Origin of the sequence: Curtobacterium flaccumfaciens pv. betae (assembly GCF_026241855.1) — a bacterium.
In the GTDB taxonomy this organism is placed as follows: domain Bacteria; phylum Actinomycetota; class Actinomycetes; order Actinomycetales; family Microbacteriaceae; genus Curtobacterium; species Curtobacterium flaccumfaciens.
This window is the reverse complement of the sequence record NZ_JAPJDC010000001.1, coordinates 1,785,304-1,797,932: the sequence shown is the minus strand read 5'-3', so window position 1 is coordinate 1,797,932 and position 12,629 is coordinate 1,785,304. Positions and strand designations below refer to the sequence as shown.

At 71.8% G+C, this 12,629-nt stretch carries 12 protein-coding genes; 1 reads left to right on the top strand and 11 read right to left on the bottom strand.

The window, feature by feature from the left end; all coding sequences use genetic code 11:
* Nucleotides 1–143 precede the first annotated feature (143 nt).
* Nucleotides 144–1,610, bottom strand: coding sequence for a peptide MFS transporter (locus tag ORG17_RS08520; RefSeq protein ID WP_214526962.1), 1,467 nt, complete (start codon nt 1,608–1,610; stop codon nt 144–146).
* 198 nt (nt 1,611–1,808) lie between these two features.
* Here ORG17_RS08520 and ORG17_RS08515 point away from each other — a divergent pair, with 198 nt between their 5' ends.
* Nucleotides 1,809–3,947: an acyl-CoA dehydrogenase family protein gene (locus tag ORG17_RS08515; protein ID WP_214526960.1), complete on the top strand. Its 2,139-nt coding sequence runs from the start codon at nt 1,809–1,811 to the stop codon at nt 3,945–3,947.
* A gap of 90 nt (nt 3,948–4,037) precedes the next feature.
* On the opposite strand, the gene csrA is transcribed toward ORG17_RS08515, so the two are convergent.
* The 10 genes from csrA to ORG17_RS08465 are packed head-to-tail and all read right to left on the bottom strand — an operon-like array spanning nt 4,038 to nt 12,536.
* Nucleotides 4,038–4,316 carry a carbon storage regulator CsrA gene (csrA, locus tag ORG17_RS08510; RefSeq protein WP_027465544.1) on the bottom strand — a complete coding sequence of 93 codons (279 nt, stop codon included), beginning with the start codon at nt 4,314–4,316 and terminating at the stop codon, nt 4,038–4,040.
* A gap of 4 nt (nt 4,317–4,320) precedes the next feature.
* Nucleotides 4,321–5,286, bottom strand: a complete 966-nt coding sequence (locus ORG17_RS08505) for a hypothetical protein (RefSeq protein WP_214526959.1) — start codon at nt 5,284–5,286, stop codon at nt 4,321–4,323.
* Nucleotides 5,261–7,315, bottom strand: coding sequence for a flagellar biosynthesis protein FlhA (locus tag ORG17_RS08500; RefSeq protein WP_027465543.1), 2,055 nt, complete (start codon nt 7,313–7,315; stop codon nt 5,261–5,263). The genes ORG17_RS08505 and ORG17_RS08500 overlap by 26 nt, the downstream gene beginning before the upstream one ends.
* Nucleotides 7,312–8,505, bottom strand: coding sequence for an EscU/YscU/HrcU family type III secretion system export apparatus switch protein (locus ORG17_RS08495; RefSeq protein WP_035808276.1), 1,194 nt, complete (start codon nt 8,503–8,505; stop codon nt 7,312–7,314). The genes ORG17_RS08500 and ORG17_RS08495 overlap by 4 nt, the downstream gene beginning before the upstream one ends.
* Nucleotides 8,506–8,509: 4 nt before the next feature.
* Nucleotides 8,510–9,268 (bottom strand): flagellar biosynthetic protein FliR, encoded by a 759-nt coding sequence (locus tag ORG17_RS08490; RefSeq protein ID WP_214526957.1) that lies wholly within the window; start codon nt 9,266–9,268, stop codon nt 8,510–8,512.
* Nucleotides 9,268–9,543, bottom strand: coding sequence for a flagellar biosynthetic protein FliQ (locus ORG17_RS08485; protein ID WP_027465541.1), 276 nt, complete (start codon nt 9,541–9,543; stop codon nt 9,268–9,270). The genes ORG17_RS08490 and ORG17_RS08485 overlap by 1 nt, the downstream gene beginning before the upstream one ends.
* A 9-nt stretch (nt 9,544–9,552) precedes the next feature.
* Nucleotides 9,553–10,389, bottom strand: coding sequence for a flagellar type III secretion system pore protein FliP (gene fliP, locus ORG17_RS08480; RefSeq protein WP_071244631.1), 837 nt, complete (start codon nt 10,387–10,389; stop codon nt 9,553–9,555).
* The gene (locus tag ORG17_RS08475; protein ID WP_027465539.1) at nt 10,386–10,946 is read right to left on the bottom strand and encodes a FliO/MopB family protein; all 561 of its coding nucleotides are present in this window, start codon (nt 10,944–10,946) and stop codon (nt 10,386–10,388) included. Before ORG17_RS08475 ends, fliP begins: the two co-directional genes overlap by 4 nt.
* 7 nt (nt 10,947–10,953) lie before the next feature.
* The gene (fliN, locus tag ORG17_RS08470) at nt 10,954–11,658 is read right to left on the bottom strand and encodes a flagellar motor switch protein FliN (protein ID WP_214526954.1); all 705 of its coding nucleotides are present in this window, start codon (nt 11,656–11,658) and stop codon (nt 10,954–10,956) included.
* Entirely contained in the window at nt 11,658–12,536 is an 879-nt protein-coding gene (locus ORG17_RS08465) for a flagellar motor switch protein FliM (RefSeq protein ID WP_027465537.1), read from the bottom strand. The genes fliN and ORG17_RS08465 overlap by 1 nt, the downstream gene beginning before the upstream one ends.
* Between the last annotated feature and the right edge of the window lie 93 nt (nt 12,537–12,629).

The window sequence follows — 12,629 nt, the reverse complement described above, 5'->3', positions numbered from 1 at the left end:
CTCGGAGCCGCTCTTCATCATGGCCGCGACGGCCATGCAGCACCCGACGCCACCGAGGACGCCGACGCCGATGATGATCCCTGCGATGAGTTCGAGCATGGGTGGTGACTCCTTGGTTGCGTCGGCGTGTGGCTCCGCTCAGGTTACCGGATGCCGCGCATGAGCCGCAGCACCGGCTTGGCCAGGAGCAGCAGGACCACGCCCACCACGACGGCGACCAGGCCGAGGATCGTGAAGTACGGGGCCTCGTTCGCCGGGTCGTAGTAGCGGGACAGCACCCCGGTGACGGCGGTGCCGAGCGACACCGACAGGAAGAACAACGCGACCATCTGCGTCTGGAACTTGGGCGGCGCGAGCTTCGTGGCGACGGACTGGCCGACCGGCGAGAGCAGCAGCTCCGCGAGCGTGAAGACCAGCAGGATGCCGACGAGCGCCAGCAGCGGTGTGCCGTTCTCGCCCGAACCGGTGAACGGCAGGAAGAGCAGGAACGCGAGCCCCATGATCCCGGTGCCGAGGGCGAACTTCGTCGGGGTGGACGGCTGGCGGTCGCCGAGCTTGGTCCACAGCGCCGCGAAGACGCCGGACAGCACGATGATGAAGACCGGGTTGATCGACTGCACCCACGACACCGGTATCTCCCACCCGAACAGCGAGCGGTCGAGGCGCTCGTCGGAGTAGACCGTCACGACGGTGAACTGCTGCTGGTAGAGCGACCAGAACACGGCGCTGCCGATGAACAGCGGGATGAACGCGAAGACCCGCGACCGCTCGTCACGGGTGATGCCGCTCGACAGGATCACGACGAAGTATCCGATGGTGGCCAGCACGACGACCGCGACCACGACGGTGGGCAGGTTGCCGACGTTGAGCAGGCCGGTCAGCACGGCGACGACGATGACGACGAGCGCGACGACGACGCCGGCACCGATGAGCGGCAGGCGGCGGCGGTCGACGGGGTTCGCCACGTGGCGGACGACCTCGGGCAGCTTCCCCCGCCTGATCGCGTACTGCACCAGGCCCGCCGCCATGCCGACGGCGGCCAGGCCGAAGCCCCAGTGGAAGCCGAGCGAGCTCTGCAGCAGCCCGGTGAGCAGCGGTCCGAAGAACGCCCCGAGGTTCACGCCGAGGTAGTAGAGCGAGAAGCCGGCGTCGCGGCGCGGGTCCTCGCGGCTGTACAGGCCGCCGACGATCGTGGTGGCGGTGGCCTTGAGCCCGCCGGAGCCCAGCGCGATGAGCACGAGGCCGACCCCGACCCCGGCCACCCCGGGGATGAGCGCGAGGGCGATGTGCCCGAGCATCACGACGATCGCGCTGCCGAACAGGGTCCGGTCCGCACCGATCAGCCGGTCGGCGATCCACGCCCCGATGATCGTGAACAGGTAGACCGCGCCGCCGTAGGCACCCATGATGCCGGTGGCGATGCCCTTGTCGATCCCCAGGCCGCCCTGCGTGACCGTGTAGTACATGTAGATGAGGACGATGCCCTGCATCCCGTAGAACGAGAACCGCTCCCAGAGCTCCACGGCGAACGGTGTCGAGAGCTCGAACGGTTGCCCGAAGAAGGTGCGTCCGGGACGGCCTTCGCGGTCCGCGGGGGTGGTACGTGACATGGCGGCCAGTCTGCCCCTGGCCGGGTGGGCACGCCCAATCGTCGAACACGGCTCATGTCTTTGGAGGGTTCCCACGACCTCGTGACGCCACCGACGACACGGGGTTGTGCGGCCCGCACGGCGTTCCCGCCACTGTCGGCACCGGTGTCTAGCGTGGACGGTGCAACACGGACACCGCAGTTCAGGAGGACTCCGCCCATGGTCGACACCGCACCCGCCCAGCGCACCACCCCCGCCAGCGGCAACGACACCGCGCCGGACGTCGACGCGCAGCACGCCGCGCCGAACGCCGACGCCGCCGGCGACCCGGCAGCGGGCACCCCGACCGCCGGCACGGACACCGACGTCCGCATCGACGTCGACCTGGTGCAGGAGCTCCTGCTCGGACGCTGGGCCGAGGACCGCCGGATCTCCCGGCGGCTCGCGCTCGACCCCGCGATGCAGAAGATCGAGGGCCAGCCGATCCCCGAGCACCGGGCACGCGTGCTCGAGCAGCTCCGGACCCTGGTCGACGCCGGGGCGATCCAGCGTCCCTACCCCGCCGAGTTCGGCGGCCAGGACAACCACGGCGGCAACCTGGCGGCGTTCGAGGAGCTCGTCGTCGCCGACCCGTCGATGCAGATCAAGGCCGGGGTGCAGTGGGGACTGTTCGGGTCCGCCGTGCACCACCTGGGCACCGAGGCGAACCACCGCGAGTTCCTGCCGGGCATCGTCTCGTTCGCGGTCCCCGGCTGCTTCGCGATGACCGAGACCGGCCACGGCTCGGACGTGCAGAGCATCGCCACGACGGCCACGTACGACCCCGCGACCGAGGAGTTCGAGATCCACACGCCGTTCCGCGGTGCGTGGAAGGACTACATCGGCAACGCTGCCCTGCACGGGCACGCCGCCGTCGTGTTCGCGAAGCTCGTGACCGCCGGTGTCGACCACGGCGTGCACGCGTTCTACGTCCCGCTCCGCGACGCCGAGGGGGCGTTCCTGCCAGGCGTGAGCGGGGAGGACGACGGCCCCAAGGGCGGCCTGAACGGCATCGACAACGGCCGGCTCGCGTTCGACCACGTCCGGGTCCCCCGCACGAACCTGCTGAACCGCTACGGCGACGTCGCCGCGGACGGCACCTACTCGTCGCCGATCGCCTCGCCCGGTCGCCGGTTCTTCACGATGCTCGGCACCCTGGTGCAGGGCCGGGTGTCGCTCGACGGCGCCGCGGTCGTCGCGCAGAAGATCGCGCTGCAGATCGCCCTGACGTACGCGATGCAGCGCCGGCAGTTCCCCACCGGTGACGGCACCGAGGGCGTGCTGCTCGACTACGGCCGGCACCAGCGCCGTCTCATCCCGCGCCTGGCGACGGTGTTCGCGCAGTCGTTCGCGCACGAGAAGCTCCTGCGCACCTTCGACGACGTCTTCAGCGGGCGCGAGGACACCCCGGAGCGCCGGGAGGACCTGGAGACCCAGGCCGCGGCGTTCAAGTCGATGTCGACGTGGTCGGCGCTCGACACCCTGCAGGAGGCCCGCGAGGCCTGCGGCGGTGCCGGGTTCCTCGCCGAGAACCGTCTGACCGGGCTCCGCGCCGACCTCGACGTCTACGTGACGTTCGAGGGCGACAACACCGTGCTGCTGCAGCTCGTCGGCAAGCGCCTGCTCACCGAGTTCCGTGCGAAGGCCCCGAAGGACCCGGCGTCCACCGCGAAGTTCGTGGCGGCCGTCGCGGCGTCCAAGCTGGCCGACGCGTCCGGCATCCGTCGCCTCGGCCAGACCGTGGCGGACCGCGGGTCCCTGGCCGCCAGCGTCGCCGACCTGCAGGACCCTCGCACGCAGCGCGAACTGCTCGCCGGTCGGGTCGACACCATGGTCGCCGAGATCGGCATGCGCCTGGCGTCGGCCGGCAAGGACCGAGCCCGCGCCGCACGACTGCTGAACCGCTCGCAGCACGAGCTCATCGAGGCGTCGAAGGCGCACGCCGAGCTCATGCAGTGGGACGCCTTCACCGAGGCGCTCGACGAGGTCACCGAGGGCGACACCCGACGCGTGCTGGTGTGGCTGCGCGACCTGTTCGCGCTCGGCCTGCTCGAGCAGCACCTGGACTGGTACCTGCTGCACGGCCGGCTGTCGGCGCAGCGGGCCCGTGCGGTGTCGGCGTACATCGACCGGCTCGTCGCCCGGGTCCGGCCCATCGTGCCGCAGCTGATCGAGACCTTCGGCTACGAGCCCGGTCACGTCCGGGCGCCGATCGCGCTCGGCGCCGAGCAGGCCCGGCAGGACGAGGCACGCGCCTGGTTCGCGGCCGAGGCCGCCGCCGGCCGCCTGCCCGAACAGGAGAAGAAGCCCCGTCCGTGACGGACACGCGGCCGCGCCCGTGACGGACGTGCAGCCACGTCCGTGACGGGCGTGCAGCCGCGCCCGTGACGGGCGTGGCCGTGTCGGCCGCTAGGAGTCGGTCGGCTCCGGCGGAGCCTGGCCGCCCGCGGCCGCCCCGCCGCGAGCCCCGAGCGCCGCGCGCAGCTGCGCCTCGGCGTCGTCACCGGCAGCGGCGGCCTCGGCGTTCGCCTCGGCGACCGCACGCACGACCTCTTCGCGCTGGATCTTCACGCCGCGCGGGGCGTCGATGCCGATCCGGACGCCGTCGCCCCGGGAGTCGAGCACCGTGATGACGATGTCGTCGCCGACGAGGATCCGCTCGCCGACCTTCCGCGTGAGTACCAGCACCCGTTCAGCCTAGCGACACGACGGGGAGCCCCAGCAGGTCCACCGACCCGGGCGTGGCGGTCTCCCCCGCACCGATCGCCACGACGCCGACCACGGGCAGCCGCGAGGCCACCGCGGACACCATCGCGGCCGAGTCCGCGGGCTTCCGCCCGACGTCGACCACGACCCACACCTGGTCGGCCTGCAGCGCGTCGCCGGTCGCCCGGTCGTCCCACGCGGCGACGGCGAGCACGGCGTGCCCGTCGCGGACACCGTCGGCCCGCGCCAGGATCGCCGCACGGCGGTCGGCGGCGTCCGTCGGCCGGAGCGCGTGCCGCACCGCGAAGAGCCCGGCGGCCGCGTCGACGTCGTTCGGCCGCCCGACCAGGAGCACCAGGTCACCGTCCGCGGACCGCACGGTCGGGGCCGTGGGCCGGCCCACCGGTGCAGGCGAGGGCGCGTCGAGGACGTGGGACGGGCCTCCCGACCGGGTCTCGACGACCGGCTGCGCGACGGCCACCGCCTGCGCGTCCGCCACCGTCTGCGCGTCGACGGCGGCCTGGAGGCGCGGGTCGACCCCGGTGGGCGCGTCCGGCTCGGACGGCGCGAGCGTCGGGCGCGGGGCGCTCGGCGTGATGCCGTCCGCCTGGAACCCGTCGAGCACCGACGCGAAGGCGTCGGCCCGCGTCGCCCTGGTGCCGTCGGTGCCGGCGATGCGTGCCTCGGCTGCCTCGGCGTCGGCGAGCAGCGCGGCGATGCCGACGCGCTGCACGGGCGAGTCGGCGATGAGGACCCGGGCGGTGGGCTGGTCCCCCGGTTCCGGCACCTCGACGGTGGCCTCGACGTGCGCCTTGCGGAACAGCCCGCCGAAACCCGGCGTGGTCACGCGTTCGGCCGCGACGATCCGCGCACCCGCGCCGAACTCGGTCCGGACCGCGTCGCGGAGGGACTCGAGCGTCGCGCCGCTACGCTGCAATCGGGTCGGCGGCACGGACCACTCCCACGGTCTCGATGGTGGAGCCCGCGGCGGTGGCCTCCTGGTACGACAGCACCGGGAGCCCGTTCGACTGGGCGGCGACCATGCGGTGCACGGCCGGGCGGAGCTGCGGGGCGCAGACCAGGACGGCGGAGAGCCCCTGGTCCTCCACGGAGCGCACGGCGTCGCGGACGGAGCCCAGGACCTGCTCGATGCGGTGCGCGTCGAGCACGATCTGGCTGCCCTGCTCGGACGGCCGGAGCCCCTCGAGCATCGACTGCTCGAGCATCGGGTCGATCATGATGACGCGCAGGGTGCCGGCGTCGGTGTGCCGGGCGGCGAGGGCCGGTCCGAGGGCCGCACGGGCGGATTCGACGAGCCCCTCGGGGTCGGTCGACACCTTGGCGCGGAGCGTGAGGGCCTCGCAGATCCGGCCGAGGTCGTTGATCGGCACGCGCTCGGCGAGCAGGCCCTGCAGCACCCGCTGCAGCTCGGCCATCGACAGCATGCCGGGCACGAGTTCCTCGACCGCGGCGGGGTTGACCTGCTTGACGCCCTCGGTCAGGACCTTGACGTCCTCGCGGGTGAGCAGGCGCGCGGCGTTGTCGCCGATGACCGCCTGCAGGTGGGTGACGAGCACCGAGACCCGGTCGATCACGGTCGCGCCGGTCATCTCGGCGGCGTGCCGCAGTTCGGCGGGAACCCACTTGCCGGTCAGGCCGAACACCGGCTCGACGGTGGAGGTGCCGGGCAGGCCGTCCAGGTGGTCGCCGAGCGCCAGGACGCTGCGGGCGGGCGCGGTGCCACGACCGGCTTCGACGCCGGCGATCCGGATGGCGTACGTCGACGGCGGCAGGTCGATCGAGTCGCGGGTGCGGACCGGCGGGACGACGATCCCCATGTCGATCGCGATCTTGCGGCGGAGGGCACGTACCCGGCCGAGCAGGTCGTCGGAGGCGCCGGAGACCATGTCGACCAGGTCGGGGGCGAGCAGGATCTCGAGGGCGTGCACGCGCATCTGCTCGAGCAGGTCCTCCGGGGTGTCGCCGGTCGGTGCCGCCGCCGCGAGTGCCTGCTGCTGGGCGGCGTCGGCCTCGGCCCGGGCGGCGTTCCGGCCGATGCGCCAGCCCGTGAAGAGCAGGGTCGCGCCGACGAGTAGGAAGGGCAGGATCGGCATGCCGGGGATGAAGCCCATCGCGATCGCGGCGACACCGGCGATCATCAGGGCGTTCCGCGACTGCGACAGCTGGGTCGCGGCCGAGGACCCCATCTCGGACTCGGCGCCGGACCGGGTGACGATCATGCCCGTCGAGACCGCCATGAGCAGCGCCGGGATCTGCGTGACCAGGCCGTCGCCGATCGTCAGGATGCCGTACTTCGACAGGGCGTCGGTGGCGGACAGTCCGTTCTGCAGCATGCCGATCGCGATGCCGCCGATCAGGTTGATGATGATGATCAGGATGCCGGCGATCGCATCGCCCTTGACGAACTTCGACGCACCGTCCATCGCGCCGTAGAAGTCGGCCTCGGCGGACACCGCGGCGCGGCGCTCCTTGGCTTCCTGGTCGGTGATCAGCCCGGCGTTCAGGTCCGCGTCGATCGCCATCTGCTTGCCCGGCATCGCGTCGAGGGTGAAGCGTGCCCCGACCTCGGCGACGCGCTCGGCACCCTTCGTCACCACGACGAACTGGATGACGATGAGGATCAGGAAGATGACTGCGCCGATGATGATCGACCCGGAGACGGCGACGTGGCCGAACGCCTGGATGACGTCGCCGGCGAAGCCCTCGCCGAGCACCAACCGGGTGGACGCCACGTTGAGGCCGAGCCGGAACAGCGTCGCGACGAGCAGCAGGGACGGGAACACCGAGAAGTCGAGCGGCTTCTTCACGAACAGCGTCGTGAGCAGGATCACCAGCGCCAGCAGGATGTTGATGATGATCAGGAAGTCGAGCAGGAACGACGGCACCGGCAGGATCAGCAGCAGGATGATGCCGACGATGAACACCGGGACGACGAGCTTCGGCAGGTCCTTGCGGTTCATGCGGGGAGTCCTTCGGTCTGGTTCTCTGCGGTGCGCGGTGTGCGGAGCCTGCGGGGGCGGAGGTCCCCGGTCAGGGTGGCGGGGTCGATGACGCTCGCGACCTCGTCCGGGGTGGTCGGCCGCGGCGGCGCGTGCGTGCCGGCCGCGGTGCCGCGCGCCTTGAGCGCCATCACGAAGGACAGGACGCGGGCCACGGGCGTGTACAGGTCGACGGGGATCTCGTGCCCGAGCTCGCACGTGGCGTGCAGTGCCCGGGTGAGCGGGACGTCGCGGACGATCGGCACCCGCTCTTCCTCGGCACGGGCGCGGATCACGTCGGCGACCGGGCCGGCCCCCTTCGCCACCACCCGGGGCGCGGACTTCCCCGGCTCGTACTTGATCGCGACGGCGTAGTGGGTCGGGTTCGTCATCACGACGTCCGCGGTGCCGATGGCCTGGATCATCCGGTTGCGGCTCATCGCGAGCTGACGGGAGCGGCGCTGCGACTTCACCAGCGGGTCGCCGTCGCTCCGCTTGTTCTCGTCCTTGACCTCGCGCTTGGTCATCATCGTGCGCTTCCGGTTGCGGCGGATCACCACGAACACGTCGAGGGCTGCGAGGACGAGCCCGGCGACGATCGCGGCGCGCAGCAGGGTGCCGGACCCGGCGGCGGCGGCCTCGAGCACGGCCGACAGCGGCAGCGAGCCGCTCGTCATCAGGACCGGCATGAGCCCCTGCACCGCGAACCACAGGACGAGCCCGACGACGGCGGTCTTCAGCAGCGCCTTCGCCCCGTTCCAGAGCGCCTGGGTGCCGAACACGCGCTTCAGTCCGGCGATCGGATCGAAGTGGTCGGGCTGCGGCGTCATCTTGCGGAAGTGCACCCCGCCCTGGGTGACGGCGGCGGCGAGCACCGCGACCGCGACGACCGCGAGCATCGGGCCGAGGGTCGCACCCATCGAACCGAGGGCATCGGCGAGCAGGGCCTGCACGGCACCGAGCTCGGGGTCCTCGATGACGCGCTGCACGGCGAGGAGCTGGTCCTGTCCGGCGGCCGCGGCGTTGCCGATCGCGGCCGGGATCATGAGCGCCGCGACGGCGATCCCGATCCACGCGCCGAGGTCCTGCGAGCGACCGATCTGGCCCTTCTCGTGGACCTCGCGCATCCGCTGCTGGGTTGCCTGTTCGGAACGTTCTCCGCTGTCGGACACGTCGTCACCCCCGTCCCGTGATCGCCTCGACGGCGTCGCCGGTCAGCGACGACACCACCGAGGGCAGGGCCATGAAGAGCGCTCCGGCGAACAGGACGGTCAGGCCGATCTTGATCGGGAAGCCCATCTGGAACGCGTTGAGCGCCGGTGCCACGCGGGTCAGCAGCCCGAGGCCGACGTCGGCCAGGAACAGCACGACGACGAGCGGACCGGCGATCTGCAGGGCGGCGAGGAACATCTGCGACATCGCGATCACGAGCATCGACGCGAGCCCGTCCACCGCGAAGGTGCCGGTGAGCGGCACGGCGTCGAACGACCGCACCAGACCACCGACGATGAGCTGGTAGCCGCCCGAGGTGAAGAGCAGCGCGAGCGCGGTCATCTGGAACAGGCGGGTGAACTGGGCGCCGTTGACCTGGGACTGCGGGTCGAACGCCTGCGCGAGCGTGAACCCGCCGAACAGGTCGATGAGCGCACCCGCCGACTGCACGGCGGCGAACACCAGGAACACCAGGAACCCGAGGGACAGCCCGACGACGAGCTGGGTGAGCAGGGCGAGCAGGAACGGCCCCGTGTCGAGCGACTCGTAGCCGACGGCGACGCGCGGGGCGACGCCGATGGCGAGCCCCAGCCCGAGGATCACCTTCACCGTGCCGGGGAACGCCCGGTACGAGAACGGCGGCGCGATGACGAAGAACGCGACGAGCCGGACGCCGGCGAGCATGGTCGCCTCCAGACGGTCGGCGTCGATGCTGAGCTCCATCAACCGGCCCCGAGCAGCTTCGGGATCATGTCGAAGGCGACGTGCGTGAACGCGATCATCTCCGAGATCATCCAGTTGCCGCAGACCACCAGCGCGATCGCGACGGCGACGGCCTTCGGCACGAACGAGAGCGTGACCTCCTGGATCTGCGTCACCGACTGGAACAGCGAGATCGCGAAGCCGACGACGAGCGAGGTGATGAGCACCGGGGCGGCGAGCTTGCCGGACACCAGGAGCGCCTGGAGCACGAGGTCGATGACGGCCTGCTGGTTCATGCGTGCCCCCTAGACAACGTGGTAGCTCTCGATGAGCGACGTGATGATGAGGCCCCAGCCGTCGACCAGCACGAAGAGCAGGATCTTGAACGGCAGCGAGATCATGACCGGCGGGAGCATCATCATGCCCATCGACATCAGGGCCGCGGAGACGACGAGGTCGATCACCAGGAACGGGATGAAGATGACGAACCCGATGATGAACGCGCTGCGGAGCTCCGAGATGATGAACGCCGGGATCACCGTCGTCATCGGCACGTCCGCCATCGACTTCGGGTTGTCGAGCCCGGCGGCTCGGGTGATCAGGGCGACGTCCTCGTCGCGGGTCTGGTGGAGCATGAACGTGCGCAGCGGCTTCGTGCCGATCTCGACGGCCTGGTTGAAGTCGAGGTGCCCGGCCAGGTAAGGCTGCAGGGCGTCGTCGTTGATGTGCCCGAGCACCGGCGCCATCACGAACAGCGACAGGAACAGTGCCAGTCCGGCGATCACCTGGTTCGGCGGGATCGACTGCAGCCCGAGCGCGTTCCGGGTCATCGCGAGCACGACGAAGATCTTCGTGAACGACGTCATCATGAGCATCAGCGCGGGTGCGACGCTCAGCAGCGTGATGCCGATGAGCGTCACCACGGCCGACGACGGGGTGCCGTCCGGGCCGTTCACGCTGACGCTGAAGTCTCCGGTCGCGGGGGCGGTCGGGGTCGCCGGGGCGGTGGGTTCGACGACACCGGCAGCGTGCGCACCGGTCGTCGTGAGCATCAGGAACCCGGCCACGACCGCCAGGCCGAGCAGGACGAGGGCGACGAGTCGACCCGACCGTGCCAGACGGTGCGGCCCTGCCGCCCTCACCCGGCCCGCCGGTTCCGCAGCGCGGCCGCGGCCTGGCGCCAGGTGTCGACCGACAGGATCGAACCCTGCAGCTGCTGGGCGCTCGGCACGGCGCGCTGCGGGCGACGGTTGCGCGGGCGCATCGGCAACGGCGCGACGGCGCTGGTCGCGTCGGTCGCCCGGGTCACGTCGTCCGTGCCTGCCGGGAGGCCCGTGGTGGCGTCCGACTGCTGCGCGAGTTCCCGACCGAACGCGTCGGCCGACGGGGCGGGACGCACCGGCAGTGCCACCGGTCCGGTCACGATGGTGAGTTCCGGCGCGGGCGCCTGCCCGCTGGTGAGCAGGTTGACCCCGTGCTCGGACACGCCGAGGACGAGCCGCTCCCCCTCGACGTCGACCACGACGACGCTCGCCTTGCCACCGATGCCCTGCCGACCGACGACCTCGACGGTCGCCGCACGACGGCCCGACGGCTTGCCCGAGAAGCGCTTGCGGCTCGCGCGGTGCAGCACCCACATGAGGGCGAGCACGACGCCGAGCGAGAGCGCGACGCGGAGGGTGACGACGAGGGTGTCCACGTGCGGATCAGACCGTCTCGGCGACGTCGAGGATGCGGGTGATCCGGACCGCGTAGTCCTGGTCGACGACGACGACCTCGCCGTGCGCGATGAGGCGGCCGTTCAGCAGGACGTCGGCGGGGGCGCCGGCACTGCGGTCGAGCTCGACGACAGCCCCGGGCTCCATGCCGAGCACGTCGCGGACCGACATCCGGGTGCGGCCGATCTCGACCGTCAGGGTCATCTCGACGTTGTTGATCCGGCCGAGGTTGCCGGCGGGCAGGTTCGCCACGACGGGCGCGGACACCGTGCCGTTCTCGCGGACCCGGATGCCGAACCACCCGGCGGGCAGGCCACCGGCGGCGAGCTCGAACACGACGGTGTCCGGGTCGGCCAGCAGTGACGCGGCCGACTCGCGGTGCGCCTCGCCGAGCACCCCGACGCCGAGGACCGAGGCCGCAGCCTCGAGCGACGGACGCAGCACGTCCGTGACGGCCACGATGCCGTGGTCGGTGCCTCCGGCGGCCGTGATCGCCTCGAGGTCGGTGAGCACGAGCGCCAGGTCGGCCGACAGGCCGCCGACGAACGAGGCGACCACGGCGTCCGTCGCCGCGTCGAGCACGACCGGTGTCGCGCCTCCAGGCAGGAGCACCGCGGTCAAGGGGGCGGCCGTCGGGAGCTGCGCCGCGAGCGACTCGGCCGCTGCGGTGTGGAGGGTGGTCGTTTCGGTCATCAGTGCTGCTCCGTGCTCGTGGTGGTGACGACGATGCCGGCGAGGCGCGAGCCGTTCGCGCCGACCGCGGCGGTGCCGACGGGTTCGCCGTCGACCGCGATGGTGAGGGGCCGGTGCTGCGGGTGCGGCAGCGGCAGGACATCGCCGACGGCGAGCCGCAGGACCTGCGTCGGCAGGACCGCGGCCGGGGCGAAGCGCAGGCTGACGCCCACGGGCACGCTCTCGAGCTGCGCGTCGAGCAGGGCTCGGGCGTCGGCCGGCGACACGTGCGCTGCGGCCTCGCCGAGCTGCGGCAGGACGGCCTCGGCCGGCAGGGCCAGCGTGCCGGGGGCGATGCGGTCGCCGACCCGGATCGAGAACGAGGCGACGATCATCAGGTCGCCCTTCTGCGCGGCCTGGGCGAACTGGCTGTTGAACTGGAACCCGCCGACCGCGACGTCCTGCGCGAGCAGCCCGCCGAACGAGTAGCGGAGGTCGTCGAGGGCGTCCTCGACGATCTTGCGGACCAGAGCCTGCTCGATGGGCGTGAAGGTGCGGTCCGGCGTCGGCAGCGGCTTCGAGGCGCCCAGCGCGTGCGACACCCACGTCAGCGCGGCGTCGAGCGGGACCTGCAGCACGCCCTTCGGGGTCAGGCCGGTGATCGGCAGCAGCACCATGCCGGTGAGCGCGGGCAGCGACGCGGCGTACTCGTCGTACGTCGTCATCTCCACCTGCTCGCAGGTGACCTGGCTGACCGCGCGGACCTTCGCCGTCAGCTGCGTACCCCACTGGCGCGCGAACGTCTCGAAGGCGAGCTCGAGGACCCGGGCGTGCTCACGGGCCAGCGTCGACGGGCGCGCGAAGTCGTACACCTCGGGCGCTGGCAGGGTCTCGGTCACGGGTGCGTCTATCGGTCACCTGTGGGGCACCCGTCAGTGCTGTACCCCGTAGTGGGGCGGTGGCGTCAGCGCTGGTGCGCTCCGCGCGGTGCG

What these genes read in the sequence shown, in the direction of transcription:
- ORG17_RS08520 (WP_214526962.1), bottom strand. Translation starts at nt 1,610, where the DNA reads ATGTCACGTACCACCCCCGCGGACCGCGAAGGCCGTCCCGGACGCACC.
- ORG17_RS08515 (WP_214526960.1), top strand. Translation starts at nt 1,809, where the DNA reads ATGGTCGACACCGCACCCGCCCAGCGCACCACCCCCGCCAGCGGCAAC.
- ORG17_RS08500 (WP_027465543.1), bottom strand. Translation starts at nt 7,315, where the DNA reads ATGAACCGCAAGGACCTGCCGAAGCTCGTCGTCCCGGTGTTCATCGTC.
- ORG17_RS08490 (WP_214526957.1), bottom strand. Translation starts at nt 9,268, where the DNA reads ATGGAGCTCAGCATCGACGCCGACCGTCTGGAGGCGACCATGCTCGCC.
- ORG17_RS08485 (WP_027465541.1), bottom strand. Translation starts at nt 9,543, where the DNA reads ATGAACCAGCAGGCCGTCATCGACCTCGTGCTCCAGGCGCTCCTGGTG.
- fliN (WP_214526954.1), bottom strand. Translation starts at nt 11,658, where the DNA reads ATGACCGAAACGACCACCCTCCACACCGCAGCGGCCGAGTCGCTCGCG.